The sequence below is a fragment of the Tangfeifania sp. genome (assembly GCF_055108615.1).
Genome location: NZ_JBSQIC010000037.1, coordinates 1 through 15,626 on the forward strand (window position 1 = coordinate 1; position 15,626 = coordinate 15,626).

Annotated in this window: 12 protein-coding genes; all 12 read right to left on the reverse strand. The window is 44.4% G+C overall.

Annotated elements, in window-relative coordinates:
* Positions 1–193 precede the first annotated feature (193 nt).
* Positions 194–1,705 (reverse strand): peptide MFS transporter, encoded by a 1,512-nt coding sequence (locus ACTCNA_RS09725; RefSeq protein ID WP_462947717.1) that lies wholly within the window; start codon positions 1,703–1,705, stop codon positions 194–196.
* 280 nt (positions 1,706–1,985) lie between these two features.
* On the reverse strand, positions 1,986–2,975 hold the full coding sequence (locus tag ACTCNA_RS09730) for a PAS domain S-box protein (protein WP_462947718.1): 990 nt from the start codon (positions 2,973–2,975) through the stop codon (positions 1,986–1,988).
* Between the two features lie 166 nt (positions 2,976–3,141).
* A complete protein-coding gene (locus tag ACTCNA_RS09735; protein ID WP_462947719.1) occupies positions 3,142–3,741 on the reverse strand; it encodes a superoxide dismutase in 600 nt (199 codons plus the stop codon).
* Positions 3,742–3,994: 253 nt separating this feature from the next.
* Entirely contained in the window at positions 3,995–4,297 is a 303-nt protein-coding gene (locus ACTCNA_RS09740) for a copper resistance protein NlpE N-terminal domain-containing protein (protein WP_462947720.1), read from the reverse strand.
* Positions 4,298–4,386: 89 nt separating this feature from the next.
* A complete protein-coding gene (locus ACTCNA_RS09745; RefSeq protein WP_462947721.1) occupies positions 4,387–4,845 on the reverse strand; it encodes a V-type ATP synthase subunit K in 459 nt (152 codons plus the stop codon).
* A 32-nt stretch (positions 4,846–4,877) separates the two neighbouring features.
* Positions 4,878–6,719 (reverse strand): V-type ATP synthase subunit I, encoded by a 1,842-nt coding sequence (locus tag ACTCNA_RS09750; protein WP_462947722.1) that lies wholly within the window; start codon positions 6,717–6,719, stop codon positions 4,878–4,880.
* Complete coding sequence (locus ACTCNA_RS09755; protein WP_462947723.1) at positions 6,716–7,327, reverse strand: V-type ATP synthase subunit D; 612 nt, start codon at positions 7,325–7,327, stop codon at positions 6,716–6,718. The genes ACTCNA_RS09750 and ACTCNA_RS09755 overlap by 4 nt, the downstream gene beginning before the upstream one ends.
* A gap of 88 nt (positions 7,328–7,415) precedes the next feature.
* Positions 7,416–8,735 carry a V-type ATP synthase subunit B gene (locus tag ACTCNA_RS09760; RefSeq protein WP_462947724.1) on the reverse strand — a complete coding sequence of 440 codons (1,320 nt, stop codon included), beginning with the start codon at positions 8,733–8,735 and terminating at the stop codon, positions 7,416–7,418.
* 35 nt (positions 8,736–8,770) lie between these two features.
* Positions 8,771–10,537: a V-type ATP synthase subunit A gene (locus ACTCNA_RS09765; RefSeq protein ID WP_462947725.1), complete on the reverse strand. Its 1,767-nt coding sequence runs from the start codon at positions 10,535–10,537 to the stop codon at positions 8,771–8,773.
* A complete protein-coding gene (locus ACTCNA_RS09770; protein WP_462947726.1) occupies positions 10,521–11,387 on the reverse strand; it encodes a DUF2764 family protein in 867 nt (288 codons plus the stop codon). The genes ACTCNA_RS09765 and ACTCNA_RS09770 overlap by 17 nt, the downstream gene beginning before the upstream one ends.
* Positions 11,384–11,998, reverse strand: coding sequence for a V-type ATP synthase subunit E (locus ACTCNA_RS09775; protein ID WP_462947727.1), 615 nt, complete (start codon positions 11,996–11,998; stop codon positions 11,384–11,386). Before ACTCNA_RS09775 ends, ACTCNA_RS09770 begins: the two co-directional genes overlap by 4 nt.
* Before the next feature lie 371 nt (positions 11,999–12,369).
* A complete protein-coding gene (locus tag ACTCNA_RS09780) occupies positions 12,370–15,624 on the reverse strand; it encodes an FtsX-like permease family protein (protein WP_462947728.1) in 3,255 nt (1,084 codons plus the stop codon).
* Positions 15,625–15,626 lie beyond the last annotated feature (2 nt).

The window sequence follows — 15,626 nt, forward strand, 5'->3', positions numbered from 1 at the left end:
ATTACAAAAAACCTGATATCATCAAAGTTTTACGAACAAAAAAAAGGTAGATAGAAAGTTTTGTTTCTGCAAAACACGTCCCCCTGAATTTCAGGTTATACACTGAACCCCCGACTGACCAGTCGGCAGGAAGTTCAGAATGACGTTGCAATAAACTTTTCAGCTACCCTCTTTCTCCGCTATCCAATAGATTTTAATCTATCCCGCGCATCATCTTTTTCAGCCAGGGTGAGATAGCAAACATAAGCAATGCAGCCGAGCCGGAGGTGATCACCAGGAAGAGGAAAATATTCATATCGGGCAGATATGTTTCCAGAATATTCCTGAGGGCACCTGCGAGGTAGTTGGCCAGCGCAATGGAAGCAAACCACAATCCCATCATCAGCGAAGTAATTTTGGGAGGAGAAAGTTTGCTGATCATACTCAGACCGATTGGGCTCAGGCAAAGTTCACCTGTGGTATGAAGCACATACACACCCACCAGCCACAATGGGCTAACCAGGTTTTGCGGAGAAGCCATTGAATCAGCGGTGAACATCACCACAAACCCCAGTGAAAGCAGGAACAACCCTAATCCGAACTTCACGGGAGTTGAGGGATTTCTGCGGCCCAGCGCCACCCACAACATGGAAAAAACCGGTGCCAGTGCAACAATGGCAAGGGCATTCACCGACTGGAACCATGTGGCGTTAATTTCAAAGTCGCCAATCATGCGGTTGGTTAAATCGCGGGCAAAAAGGTTAAATGTACCACCGGCCTGTTCAAAGCCAGACCAGAAGAACACATTAAAGAAGGCAAAAACAAGGATGGCACCGATACGGCTCCACTCTGTTTTTCCCGTTGTATTTTTAATAATAATATAAGCAATAGCAGCAACTGCAACAAAAATTCCTACACGAATAATTATGGTTGTAGTTGTTTCGGGAAGTGTCCACCAGGTTTTCACAAAAAGATAAACAATGGCAATCATACCACCTGCCCAAACCAACACATCCAACCAGTCGCGTCCGGTAAGTTTCGCCTTTTCGGTAGTAAACTTTCGTTTGGGACCGAAACCGATTGTACCCAACTTGGATTCCTGGGTCCAAAACCAGAAAGTTCCTAAAAACATACCAACCGATGCTGAGCCAAATCCCCATGACCAGCCGACTGATTCGCCAAGATACCCGGCCACCAGCGGTGCAAGGAAAGCACCAATGTTGATTCCCATGTAAAAAATAGTAAATGCCGAATCTTTTCGCGGGTCGCCGTCGGCATAAAGCCGCCCTACCATGGTGGAAATGTTGGGCTTAAAAAAACCGTTACCCAAAATGAGTAATCCCAGCCCGATGTACAGCCAGTATTGACGTGCTTCCATCATCGCCTCGGGCGACATACTCACCACGCTTCTAATAGATTCGGAATAGGCCATGGCTGCCTGCCCCAGGCCCATGACAATACCGCCAATCATAATGGCTTTTCGCTGGCCAATCATACGGTCGGCTACAATCCCACCTATTATCGGTGTCAGGTAAACAAGTCCTGTAAATATTCCGTAAATTTGAAGTGCATGGTTTTCGGCAAAGGCAAAACCACCGTTCACAATAGTTGAGGTTAGGTACAATACTAAAAGGGCACGCATGCCATAATAACTAAACCTTTCCCACATTTCGGTAAAGAAAAGCACCCAAAGTCCGGATGGATGTTTTTGAGATGGTGTATTCATTCTTTCAAATTTTATAATTTAAAAATTTCAATAATTCTCAAAAATAAGGATGAAACCTTTCTCATTGTCAACTCTTGCTTAAAAAGACAACAAATAAACAGGCCGGAAATTAACCTGAAATCCCAAAAGTTCATCCGAAAGACAAGGCAAAAATACAGTTTGTCAGAAATATTTAGGTGTTATTTCTCATATTGTGAAAAAAAATATGTGGAATCTTTAAATTTTCAAAAATTACGTGGTAGTTGGAAAAAGCAATAAACGAAAACTTAATAAAAATGAATTAAATTTTGGAGAGATAGTTGGCTAACCGCTCTTTATGACTGACTTTCAGCTTCTTTCGAAGCCTCACACGGGCCACTTCAACACTTTGCGGCGACTGGTTTTTCAGCCCTGCAATTTCTTTGCTTGAAAGCCCGAGGCGCAGGCAGGCACATAATTTTTTATCGTTTGAGGTAATCCGGGGGTGCTTTTGCAACAAGCGATCCATGTAGCCCGGATGCAGCTTTTCCAGCTGGCTTTCTACCATTTCCCAGTCAATGGTTGTGACAGAAGCTTTATCCAAAAGTTTCAAAAGTTGCTGAATTTGCTCGCTTTTTTGATTGGGAGCTTCATTCATCAGGCGCTTTAACTGCTGAGTAACCGTTGCAATGAGTTCATTTTTTTGGGAAAGCTGAAGCAGAAAAGCAATCAGGTCGCGCTCTTTCATTTCCAGTTCCGATTTCAGGCGCTGCTTGTTCCGGGATTCAATTTCCCGGCCTTCCGAAAGGTTGTTGATGTGCCCCAGCGCCCGCTTGAGTTTTGTGGTATCATGAACAGAAGCACGGATACCGAGGTAACGCCCCTGCCTGGAATAAACCCCGCGAACATTTATTGAACACCAGCGCATTTGCCGCGTGCGTGTGAGGATTCTGAATTCGAGCGAAGGCTTTACGAACATTTGATCGAGTGCCCCGGAAATAAACGATTCGAATTTTTCGCGATCAGGGTTATAAACAATCAGTTCGGAAAGCGAAGGTGCCAACATAACCTGGTTGGCCGTGTAGCCTGTAAGATCGTGGCATGAAGGGGAGCAATAATTTAATTTCCCGTTGGGATGAAACCACAACTCCCAGCTAAAGGTAAAGTCAGCTATTCGTTGATAAAACAGGCGTTGTTCCTGCTCGTCGTGGAGTTGTGTTTTTATTTCTTCAAGTTCAAACCTTAAATCCGAAAGTTTCTGTTCCAATTCCATTGAACGGTTCGAAGCCTGTTCTTTTTGTCTGCCACTCATCTTAAAAATGTGATTTTTTTGAAATGGATCCTATTTGGCACAAGGCAATAAAATTAAGAAATCGAATCAATATTCACAACAGAGAACAAACGATTAACATAACATTGCAAATCATTGCAAGAAAAACCCCGGAACCTTTGCTCCGGGGGAAAAAACCAAAAATCAACTAACCTTTAAACCGCCTGGCGGCTTCATCCCAGTTGATGAGTTCCCAGAAAGCATTTACATAATCCGGGCGTTTGTTTTGGTATTTCAGGTAGTACGCATGTTCCCACACGTCGATTCCCAAAATGGGGGTTCCCTGAACATCCGCAACATCCATCAACGGATTATCCTGATTGGGCGTGGACGAAACCGCCAGCTTATTATTTTGAAGAACCAACCAGGCCCAACCTGATCCAAACCGCGTTAATGCAGCCTGGACAAAAGCTTCCCGGAATTTTTCCAATGATCCAAATGATGCGTTAATGGCATCGAGCAGTTCGCCCGAGGGTGATTTTGCACCACCCGGTGCTATTACCTGCCAGTATAAATTATGATTATAAAATCCTCCGCCATTATTTCTAACTGCAGTTGGATGGGCTGAAACGTTTTTCAGAATTTCTTCAATGCTTTTTCCTTCCAGTTCAGTTCCTTCAACTGCATTGTTTAATTTTGTTGTGTATCCTCCATGATGTTTTGAGTGGTGTATTTCCATTGTCCGTGCATCAATGTGAGGTTCAAGTGCGTTGTAATCGTATCCTAATTTTGGTAATTCAAATGCCATATCGTTTTAACTTTTTATTATTATTATTATTAATTAAATACTTTTAAATCTTTATTTGCAAATATAAGTAACGGTTAACCGCCTTCCAAATATTTTAGGATAAAAACACATTTAAATCCCTTATTGTTCATTGGCCGTTGCAATATTTTGAATCCTGTTACTTTTGCATTATTCTTTTCTTTACATTTTTTACTTCAGAATCGGCCAGTACCAACGACACTATACTTGCTGTATTATTTTGAAATTGCTGACCTCACAAAAAGAGGTGATAATTCTCAGCAAGATTTCCGGTAATTCCATTACCTTCCAAATTGAGTCGGAACAGTTTGTTTTCGTCAACATGGTATTGCGATGCCCTGTTTTCAAGGCCTTCAAGGGTTATTATCCGGCCGTCATCACTCCAGCTGAAATTACCTGACTCTTTGTAAACAGAATCACTTTTCGTTTCGTTTTGTGCTGACTGTGGGCTGTTGCATCCCGGGAAAAATAAAAAAAAGTTCAACAATATAAAAACTGTCCGTTTCATTCCTCCTGACAGATGATAAAAAGTATCCATTGCCAGGAACTGGCAATGGATACCCATTCATTATCACTCATCAGGCATGGAAAAAAATCCACACCGGAAAATTAATTCTCACATCATTATTAAGCAGCTACGGCACTTCCGATAAGGAATGTGGCAGCCAGCGCAATAATCGCGTACAACTCGGGGAATACAGCCAGGATAAGCGTTTTACCTGCCACGTCGTGTCCGGCACCAACTGCGGCAATACCGTTGGCACAAACCTGCCCCTGACGAATTGATGACAGCAGCCCAACCAAACCAAGTGCGAGGCCGGCACCAAAAACAGATGCAGCAACTCCCCAGCCAATATCGCTTTGCAAAAGGCCGAAACTGTCGAGCAGGAAGTAACCGGCAAAACCATACAGCCCCTGGCTGCCCGGAAGCGCCGTGAGCATGATGTAATTACCAAATGCTTCTCCGTTCTTTTTCATTGCCCCCACCGACGCATTACCTGCGATTGTGGTACCATAAGCACTGCCAACCCCTGACAGGCCGACCATTAATCCAATTCCAATGTAAGCTAAAACAATAGGTTCCATTCTCGATTTATTTTAAACGTTATTACTTATTATTATTCTGATACTTTTGATGCCGGTTCTGCAAAAGGTTTGTAAGGTTTCCCGCCTCCTGTAAACCCGGCATTCTTATAAAATTCAACAAAAGTTAAGCGCATAGGGTGTACAAATGCTCCCAGCCCCGACATAAAAATGGTGATGCCATGCCCGATAACAAGAATTATAATCATAACCAGCGGGCCCAAGATAATGTTATCCGGCTTCATACTCATGGCCATATTATTAAACACCATGCCCAAAATGGCACTCGATACTCCAAGGGCAAACAGCCGGATGTAAGAAAGAACATCGCCCAGCAGGCCGGTGGCCATATTGTAAACATCCCACAACCCTACGCCAATATTCATAAATATATTTCGTTTAGGATGGTTAAGCACCAGAATGAAAACTCCGGCAACCCCCAAAACAACATATTGTGCAACACTGGCAGTTTGTTCATTTAATGTTCCGGCAGTTTTTAAACCGAAAACCGCGCCCAGCCCAATAATTAATATCAGCCAGCCGATTGTTGAAAGTGAATACATAAATCCTTTTACCCGGGAAATATTAATCACTTTCAGCACCATACCAAATAAAATTTGAATAACACCCAAAATGATGGCCAAATTGAATAGTTCGTCGGTATCTACCATGTACTCTTTTACATTTTCGAGCCATGAAATTTTGGAATTGATAAGATCGATTCCAAAAAATGTTCCTGTTAGGATTCCGAAAATAACCGTTGCCAAACCTAACAACTGAGCCAGTTTCATAACCGAACGCAGGTTGGGCATTTTCCGTTTCAGGTATTCAGCCAATCCAATAATAACCAGGCCATATCCGGCATCGCCAAGCGAAAATCCGAAAAACATCATATAGAACGGTGCAAAAAACGGCACCATGTCGAGTTCCTTGTAGTTGGGCAGTTCGTAAAGTTTACCGATTATTTCATACAGCCGTGCAAAGCGGTTGTTTTTCAACAAAATCGGAACTTTTTCTTCATCATCAGACGGTTGATCGGCTGTATAAAGTATTTTATTCTCTTCGAGGTAATTATCCAGTTCTTCTTTTTTGGTTTCGGGGACCCAGCCTTCCAGCATTTTTACTTTTCCCTCTACCTCTTCGGATGTTTGCAGCAATGCATTTTTTTCCGAGAGCTGCTGTTCAATGTCCTGGTAATATTCTTCCATTAAAGGAATGCAGTGATAAGCAATCTGGTGTAGTTCGTGCCGCAATTTATCAGCTTCGGCTTTCAGTTTTTTAATTTCGGCATCCAACTGGCTTATGGAGCGATTGGGCAAAATCAGCTCATCAGCCCCCGAAATTTCTTCCACATCATTCTCTTCACTCTCCTTGTCGGATTTTTCGAGTTTTACGAAATAGCGGTAACCTTCCCAGTCATTTATCACTTCAATATAGAAATCTTCTTCCCACTCAGGCTCAAATTTGCGGATAGGGCATGACATGAAACGAAATTCAACGCCCTGTTTCTGCAATTTTTCCACCATCTTCCAGTCAAAATCGCCCCACGGAATCATTTGCTTGCGTTCCTTTTCGAGCTGTTGTGTCTGGTGATGATTGTATTCGCCCTCTTTCTCAATTTCTTTCAAACGGTTAAAAACCGCTTCGCCCGTTTTAAATTCAGGTTTCTTTTCGGTTGCCTCAGGTTCAATCGCTTCCAGCTTTTTAATAGCTTTTGAAATCTCGGTGAGGTGCCTGAAAAGATCCTGCATTTCGGGAGTAGGCTCTTTTATTTTTTCGTTTATATGCACCACTCCTATTTTCCGGATATCCTTCAGGAAATCCTGATAACCGGAGTGAAACACCAGGAACGAGTATTTATACATTGGTACAATCATACTTCAACCTCCTCCTGTCTTTGTTTTTCCTGTCTGTCTTTAACAATTTTCTGCGCTGCTTTCGACAAGTTTTCCTGGTCTTCGAGGAAACGCTTGATTTTACGTATGGCATCCTGGAAGCCCGGAATCTGAACTTTTTCGTACAGGTTTACTTTCTGTGTTGTTTTTTTGCGGGCAAAATCCAGCAGATCCATTTTACGCAGAAAAACTTCCCGCTGGATGGCTACTTCTGCAATTTTTTTAATGATGGCCACTCCGTCGGGAAACCAAACCGGCTGGTTAAACAAGTTTTCATTGTTTATTTCAAAATGAATTTCGCCCAGCACCGGCGTGAACACACCTGCAATTTTTTTCGAACTGAGATCCACATCGCTGATGCTTAACAGGCTTTGATCGAACTCGCCCCATAAACGGGCCATATTTTCAAACGATTTTATTTGCTCGTTGTACTCTTCTTCAAGCGATGCAGCTTTATCTTTTGCTTTTTTCACTTCCACGCGCAATGCCGACTCCTTGTTCTTCAGGGTTGGCAAAGTCCGCTCGCGAACCTTCAACTGCTTGTCGAGTGCCTGTAATGCTGTTTTGTTATATTGAAATTTTATGGCCACGTATTTTGTTATTTATCTTATTTTTTTTCTTCGCTCATGAGTCATTAGTCATCGGGCACTGGTCATCAGGCTTCCAGCTTCTTCCTGCTCACTCTTTCCAATATTTCTCAACCAGGTTCTCTTTAATAGCCACCTCGGCTTTCTTGAAGTGTTTTGCAAACAATTCCCATCCAATGTCAAGCATTTTGTCTGTTCCCACGTTTACATCAATGGCCAGCAGACGATTGGAATACTCTTTTGCAAAATCCAGGGTGCGCTCATCGTAATCGGTAAGGTCGAAACCATTTTCCAGCTTGGTTCGTGCATTGGCCGCATCGGCATATAAGCGGATAGCGGAGTTCATCACCTGCGGGTGGTCTTCTCGGGTTTGTTTACCAATTACCAGCTGTTTCAGGCGTGAAAGTGAACGGAACGGATCGACAATTACTTTTCCGATTTCCGAATCGCGACGCAGGAACAACTGTCCCTCGGTAATATAACCCGTGTTATCCGGGATGGCATGTGTGATATCGCCTCCAGAAAGTGTGGTTACCGCAATAATGGTAATGGAACCACCCGACGGGAACTGCACGGCTTTTTCGTATATACGCGCCAGGTCGGAATAGAGCGAACCGGGCATACTGTCTTTCGAAGGAATCTGGTCCATACGGTTGGATACAATACTCAGCGCATCGGCAAAAAGTGTCATATCAGTAAGCAGCACCAGTACATTCTGATTGTGGTCTACTGCAAAATATTCAGCAGCGGTCAACGCCATATCGGGAACGAGCAAACGTTCTACCGGCGGGTTTTCCGTGGTATTCACAAAACTGATGATACGGTCGAGTGCCCCGGCATTATCGAAAACATTTTTAAAGTACAGGTAATCGTCGTTGGTCAACCCCATTCCCCCGAGGATAATTTTATCGGCTTTGGCACGCAGGGCCACCATGGCCATTACCTGGTTGTAGGGTTGATCGGGGTCGGCAAAAAACGGAATTTTCTGCCCCGACACCAGCGTATTGTTCAGGTCGATACCTGCAATTCCGGTAGCAATAAGGTTGGAAGGTTGTTCGCGCCGCACCGGGTTTACCGATGGGCTACCAATATCACGCACTTCACCCTGAACTTCGGGGCCGCCATCGATGGGATCGCCAAATGCGTTAAAGAAACGCCCGGCCAGCTCGTCGCTGACTTTCAGCTGTGGCGGCCTTCCCAGGAAGCTCACTTCGGCGTTGGTAGGAATACCTTCTGTTCCCTCAAAAATCTGGAGCGTAATTTCGTCTCCTGTAATTTTTACTACCTGGGCCAGTTTGCCGTTAACACTGGCTATCTCGTCGTAACCCACGCCATCGGCCTTAAGGGTAACGGTAGCCTTGGTAATGTTTGTTAATTTGGTATATACTTTCTGAAATGCCTGGCTTTCCATTATATTTCTTTTTCAGTGTTATATTCTTTTCAATATTAATTTGCCTGTTTTTTCAACAATTCTTCCAGCTCTTTTTCATGCTGCCTGAATTTATCCGATTCATATTCGGAGTAGTTCATCTGCCTGAACTCGTTAATTACCTCCTTGAAAAAGCCACCTACTTCTTCAAAATGGTTAAACGAATACTCCCTGCTTATCACCTCCAACACTTTAGTCAACATGTATTTCTGCCGCTTCATGGGCGTGGAGGCATCGATTTTATCGAAAGCATCCTGCTGCAGAATTACAAAGTCGATTAACTCCGATTTCCAGAATGTTTCGTGAAAGCTGATGGGCACACCGTCATCACCCAGGATGTTGATCTGCTCCATGCTTTCTTTTCCACGCAACAAGGCATCTTTTGCTTTATTGACCTGGTCAAGCCATTCTTCGCTTATATTTTCCTCCAGATTTTTTTGCACTTCCGGGTATTCGAGGTATTTCGAATAACTGTCGATGGGGTCAATTGCCGGATAGCGTTTTCCGTCGGCACGGGCCTGGCTCAGTCCGTAAAAACAGCGGGCAGCCTTGCGGGTACTTTCGGTCACCGGTTCCTTGAGGTTACCACCTGCCGGCGAAACCGTTCCGATGAAGGTGATGGAGCCCGTTTTGTCGTTGTTCAGGTAAACGAATCCTGCGCGCGAGTAAAAATTGGAAATCACAGCCGACAAGTCCATCGGGAATGCATCGGGACCGGGAAGTTCTTCCAGGCGGTTCGACATTTCGCGCAGTGCCTGTGCCCAACGCGAAGTGGAGTCGGCCATCAGCAACACTTTCAATCCCATAGCCCGGTAATATTCACCAATCGTCATGGCTGTATAAACCGAAGCTTCGCGGGCTGCAACCGGCATGTTTGATGTATTTGCAATAATAATGGTTCGCTCAATCAGTTTTTTACCGGTGCGCGGGTCTTCCAGTTCCGGGAACTCGGTAAAAATTTCCACCACCTCGTTGGCGCGCTCGCCGCAGGCTGCAATAATTACAATGTCGGCTTCGGCCTGTTTTGAAATGGCATGCTGTAACACGGTTTTCCCTGTACCAAACGGGCCGGGAATAAAACCGGTACCTCCTTCAGTAATCGGGTTGAGTGTGTCCATACAACGCACACCGGTTTCGAGCAATTTAAACGGGCGCGGTTTTTCTTTGAAATCTCTGATAGCAACCTTCACCGGCCATTTTTGCACCATCGTCAGTTCTGTTTCATTGCCGTCGGCACCGGTTACCACTGCAATTTTGTGGTCAACAGTATATTCGCCTTCGCCAACAATCTCTTTTATTTTATACGTTCCCTTCATTTTGAAAGGAACCATAATTTTATGCGGCTGGTCGTTTTCATTCACCTCGCCCAGCCAGTCGCCGGCCTGCACTTCGTCGCCTTTTTGGGCAATGGGTTTAAACGCCCATTTCTTTTCCCTGTCAAGCGGGTCGGTGTATTCGCCGCGTTTCAGGAAAACACCTTCCATTTTATCGAGGTCGTTTTGCAGGCCATCGTAATTGCGGGAAAGGATGCCCGGGCCGAGTGTCACCTCGAGCATGTGCCCCTGGAACTCAACGGTGGAACCGGGTTTCAGGCCGCGGGTACTTTCAAACACCTGCACGTAGGCGTGTTTTCCCACCACTTTAATCACCTCTGCCATCAGATGCTCCTGGCCGAGCGCAATGAAACAAATTTCATTCTGGGCAACGGGCCCGTTAACTTCTACCATAACCAGGTTGGACACAATTCCAACCACTGTACCAGTTGTTTTATTTTCTTTTTCCATAAGTTATTGCGAATTCTTCAGGAAATTCAAAATTGGATTGTAATTCTTCAAGTAATTGATTAAATATCTGTTGTCCTTTTTCTTTATCGAGTTCGAACCAGCGTTCAACTATAAAAATTTTCTGGACAAAGGCCAGTACTTTTTCAGTCGTAAAATAGTTGAAAAAGGTTATTTCATCGAGAAACTTCCACAAGTGATTGTCGATTTTCAATTCCCGGTCGAGAATATTTTCAGTTTCAAAAATCTGAATGAGGTTTTCAATATCGTCGATCTCGGTTGAAAGGCCGAAATCGCGCGACCTGCTTTTTCTCAGCGCTTGAGTCACCTCATCATCGCCAATAATGGCTTCCTCGTATGGGATATCGTGTTTGCGACCGTTTAACGCCATCATAATGTTGGACATGTTTTGTTTATAGTCGGCAAACTTACGAAGAAAATCATTCCCGGATGCCCTGAGCCATTTAAACCAGCCCTCGGTAAGAAACCGGATGCACTGGGCTTTGGGGAATTCTTCTTCGTCGTTGTGATAAGTTTCAATAAATTCAACAAAATAGGGCGGAAAGTCCGAGGTGTCCAGCAACTCGTACTGTTTTTTATCGGCCATTTGTTCGAGCAATTCGCGCGAATAATTTCCCCGGTCGTCCCACTCAAATTCTGTTTCAAAGAGCAGGTTCAGCAAATTTTCGTGATCCCAGGGCAGGTAAAACAACTCCACGAGCCTGTAATCATCAGGGTGAAGCTCTTCCTGCAAGTAATCGCGCAATTCGGCTGATGAGTAATGGAGTTTTTTATCATCAGGAATAACGTCGGGTAATCCGGCTACAAGACAATAGTAATTTCGTTGAATCATTTTCCCTCCTCAAAAAGAAGTTGACTGGTTTTCGGCCTCAGGTAGCTTTTCAGAAAATTGGTAAAATCTTCATCGGTGAAGCTGATGACATAGCTTCCGTCGGATGGTCCGATTTTAAAACCCGATTTCAGGTTTTTGGCAAATGATACCTCCAACCCTTTATTGAGCTCATCGGCCAGGTTGTTTTTAAAGAATTTTTCGAGCTCTTCCCGATCCGATTCGGGCAGAATGACATTTAAATCGAAATCTTCTTTATCCATCCATCCCTTCACCACATCCGAAATCAGTTTTTTAAGATAATCGCTATTACTGAATAACTCTTTTACCGAGGGCTGAATTACCTGCATGGTGATGAGCGAAGTGATTTCCTGCTTCATTGCCGAAACAGCCTGGTTCAGCGTCATTTTAATTTCTGAATCCACCTGCTTTTTAAGCTCTTCCGATTTACCATTGGCATCTTCCACAATTTTGTCGGCTTTTTTCTGCGCATCTTTTTCAATCTGTTCAGCCTTTTCTTTGGCTTCTTTCAGTATGGCATCCGCTTCCTCTCTTGCTTTTTCAACGCCTTCGTTGTAAATGGTTTCAGTTAATTGTTGAATTTTAGAATCCATATATTCCTGATATTTAAAATTTACGTTTTCTGATGTCCGATTTTCGGAATTATTTCGAAAGCCGGAGGCGTAAATGTACTAACAAGATTTTAATAAGAAAGAAGGAAAATCAGCAATTTTTAGGGTTTTATGTCGCAGAATATGTTTTTGAAAAAAATTGATATTTATCAAACAAACGTTTAATGAAGAACAACGCCAGGATAAATAATGGTTAATAATTTATGGGAATCAGTTGGTTAAACAGATCATTAGATAGGCGATTAAACAATAAATCCTCGAATCCCCAGCAAACAAAAGAGTTTTACCTCTTTTAACATTTGGTTAACGTTGAAATAAGCACTTCGTAATTTTGCGTTTTATTAGTAAAAAAGTTACTCCTGCCTCAACTCATTCACCAATGTTTTTTTGCGGAGCGAAACCCAGCTCAGCCCGGCAATCCAAATTATTCCGTTAGCAAGAATTAGCACAACTACCAATGCTACGGTACTCAGCGATGCATCGGAGTTGGCTGAAAGAAAGGCCGGTAAAGTAGCTGCCACCGCGGTTACAAAACCGATTAAAACGCCTGCAACCAAAAGAAGTAAATATTCGTTCACCAGCAAGCGGAACAGTTGCCGTGTATGAAAACCGATGGCCTGCATGAGCCCGATTTCGCGGCGGCGCTCTAAAATAGTACGCGCCAGAATGACTGCCAACCCAACGGTTCCGAGAATCATTCCCAATGCACCCAACGCGAGGAAGATGCTCAGGTAGGTGTTGGTAACAGAATAAAACTCAACCAACCTTTTGGCAGTTGATTCCATCCGCCAGCCATAATCGCGGTACACCGATTGCAGCTCCTCCGCAATTTGCTCCTGATTTCCGGGGTCTCCATCAATCAGAAAAATGTAAGAACCGCTGTTGCTGGGGTAGTTTTTGAGAAAGTTCTTGTTGGAAATGATAACATACCCCTGAAACACTGAGGGCGTTGTTCCGGCAATAAGTTTAAGGCGCAGGGTGTCGCCCTTTTCATTTTGATACAACAGCTCGTCGCCCACTTTTTTGCCCAGCCCCCACTGAATTACGGTTTGGTCGGCAATGGCCGGAATGGAGCCATCATCCAATGTCTGGTTCAGCGCTGCCCACGGATCATTTTCATCGATACCTTTCATGTGGGTGGCAAATGAAAACCGCCCGCTTAAATCTTCGGGATTGACTCCCAGTATTGCAGGTTGTGAAATCCGGTTCAGGTTGAGGCAACTGGCATCGTCGCCCTCCACCTGGCGGAATTGCACAGCATTAAAATCTTCGTAAATGCCTTCTTCTGCTCTCCTTTCCTCATCATTTAAATCATAAAGCACCGGCATTGTGGTTTCTGCAAAATAGAGAAAGCCTCCGGTACCGCTTGATTTATCCTGAGCATTGGCAAACAAATCGAGTTTATACGAGCCGGTGGAAACCACCAGGAATGTTCCGAGTGCAAATAAAATAACTATGGTTAGCGACCGTCCTGTATTCCTTGTCAGGTTTAAACGGGCCACGTTTTGCAAACTGAGTGTGTAGGTTTTCCGGGCTTCCAAACGGAAAAGCACTTTTCGGAAAACCAACAGCAGGCCAACAAGCAGCAAACCTCCCGATAAAAAGAACAGGATAGTATTTAAATTTCCGGATTGGAATAATTGCCAAAGAAAAATAATCAGCGGAATAATCAACGAAATGTACATCAACGCATCGAGCGCCAGGCGCACACTTTTTTTGAGGTTCTGCCCGGTTCGTTTCTGCAGTTCGGCAGTTTGCCGGTTTTGATAGCGCCTGAGTGAAATAAAAATGGCAACAAGCGAAACGATTACGCTAATTACCAACCCCAGAACCAATGTGGCGGGATAAATTTTAATGAGCAGCACATTGGTTCTTACAATTTCAAACCAAAGCGTATTGAGGATTCGGAAAACTCCGGAAGTATAAAAAACCGACAATGCCAGTCCGATAACAGCCCCCACAAAAGCGATTACAAAACCTTCGAGCAGGAAGAAACTGCGCACCTTTTTCTGCTGAAAACCAAGTGCACCCAGCAATCCTACTTCTGAGGAACGCGTCTCCAGGTTCAGGCGAAAGAGCAAAGCCGTAAGGATAACCGATGCCGCCAGAATGAAAAAACTCAGCCCCAGAAAAAGGCCGCTGAAATCGGTTCCGTTGCGGGCAGCCTGCAAGCCCTGTTCACGAATGGGCTCGATAACCATCCCCAAATCGCCGGGACGAATATTTTCGGAAAAGGTGCTCAAGTATTTCGCCTCATCAAAAATATCAGCAGGGTAGCGCACTGCGGTGTAAACACCAAACCGGTTCTCCCACATTTCCAGTGCTTTGTTCAGCGAAACATAGGCCTTGGGAGTTCCTTTCCATTCATCCCAGTAATCTTCGTCTTTATTGCGGATGTTATCCAGGTTAATAGGAACACCGGCTTCCCACTCGCGGCAATGACCGGCATCAGAAAGCCCCGGAATAAATGGCATGCGGGTAGAATCGGCCCATTGCCCGGTCATCGGCACAATTTCTTTTAAAACAAATTCTGCCTCCCTGTCAATTAATTTGCGCAAGGGGCCAATCTCGAAGTATCTCAACCGGATGGTGTCGCCGGGTATTGCACCCAAATCGTCAGCAGTCCATTGTGTCAAAATAATTTCATTGTCCCTCAATTGGCCATTGCCCAACGATGACACGAACGAATAAGGCGTTTCCCTGCCGGTCCGGGTTCGTTCAATACCATTTACAAAATAGGAAATCAATGGCTGTGCTTCCGGAAGCTGTTCAAGAGTTTTCGCCACTTTGGGTTCCATAAAAACCCGGTCGGTGGATATTTCCACTTCGCCGGTTTTTTCAATCTTTTTTAATGAAAGACTTGCATCGACAGGAGTCAGCGACTGGTCAACTGCATCAGTTACTTCTTCATTGCTTAAACCGGTTGAAACCAAAATATGGTTTGCCTTGCCGCTGAAGTTCATTAAATCGTTCAGTTGTTCAATGGAAAGGAACAAATTGTATGGAGCCGACTGCGAATTTTTCAGGCTGAATCGGCCCAGTTCATCGCGGGTCAGCACTTTTTTAATGGTCGCCCGCAGGGAAACACTGGTTTGCTCATCGGAAACGAACGGGGCATTCAGCGGCACGAGGCTCGCTTTTTTTATGCGAACCAGAATATTGTCACCGGCTTCCACCTGCAGTCTTTCGGACAGGTTACGGCTAATCACTATTTCGTTTCGTTCCAGGGAGTTGTAAAGTGTGTCGTTGGCTATTTTACTGAAATTGTTGTCCACGCCAATTACCTGCACCCGGTTCACCCGCTGCTGACCACCGTCGGCAACAGCCACTCCTTCGAGCAGCAAAACTGGAGCGGCCTCTATTCCGGGTTTTTCATTCTGCATCTCCACGGCCATTCCCTGCCTGAAATAGCGCTCTTTCACTGCAACAAGATGCGTGGTTTCACCCAGCCGGTAAAACGTGGACTGCTCAAGGCTGTAACGTACTGAATCTCCAATTATCAGTGAACCGGTGAGCACCATTGTGCTGATTGCAACCCCCAATGCTACCAGCATATTGGCTTTCAGGTAATGAAAAAACGATTTTAATATGTAGTTTAATCTTGTCATAC

Coding starts and splice junctions, on each gene's coding strand:
- ACTCNA_RS09760 (WP_462947724.1), bottom strand. CDS start 8,735: ATGGAAAGCCAGGCATTTCAGAAAGTATATACCAAATTAACAAACATT.
- ACTCNA_RS09765 (WP_462947725.1), bottom strand. CDS start 10,537: ATGGAAAAAGAAAATAAAACAACTGGTACAGTGGTTGGAATTGTGTCC.
- ACTCNA_RS09770 (WP_462947726.1), bottom strand. CDS start 11,387: ATGATTCAACGAAATTACTATTGTCTTGTAGCCGGATTACCCGACGTT.
- ACTCNA_RS09730 (WP_462947718.1), bottom strand. CDS start 2,975: ATGAGTGGCAGACAAAAAGAACAGGCTTCGAACCGTTCAATGGAATTG.
- ACTCNA_RS09735 (WP_462947719.1), bottom strand. CDS start 3,741: ATGGCATTTGAATTACCAAAATTAGGATACGATTACAACGCACTTGAA.
- ACTCNA_RS09750 (WP_462947722.1), bottom strand. CDS start 6,719: ATGATTGTACCAATGTATAAATACTCGTTCCTGGTGTTTCACTCCGGT.
- ACTCNA_RS09780 (WP_462947728.1), bottom strand. CDS start 15,624: ATGACAAGATTAAACTACATATTAAAATCGTTTTTTCATTACCTGAAA.
- ACTCNA_RS09740 (WP_462947720.1), bottom strand. CDS start 4,297: ATGGATACTTTTTATCATCTGTCAGGAGGAATGAAACGGACAGTTTTT.
- ACTCNA_RS09725 (WP_462947717.1), bottom strand. CDS start 1,705: ATGAATACACCATCTCAAAAACATCCATCCGGACTTTGGGTGCTTTTC.
- ACTCNA_RS09775 (WP_462947727.1), bottom strand. CDS start 11,998: ATGGATTCTAAAATTCAACAATTAACTGAAACCATTTACAACGAAGGC.
- ACTCNA_RS09745 (WP_462947721.1), bottom strand. CDS start 4,845: ATGGAACCTATTGTTTTAGCTTACATTGGAATTGGATTAATGGTCGGC.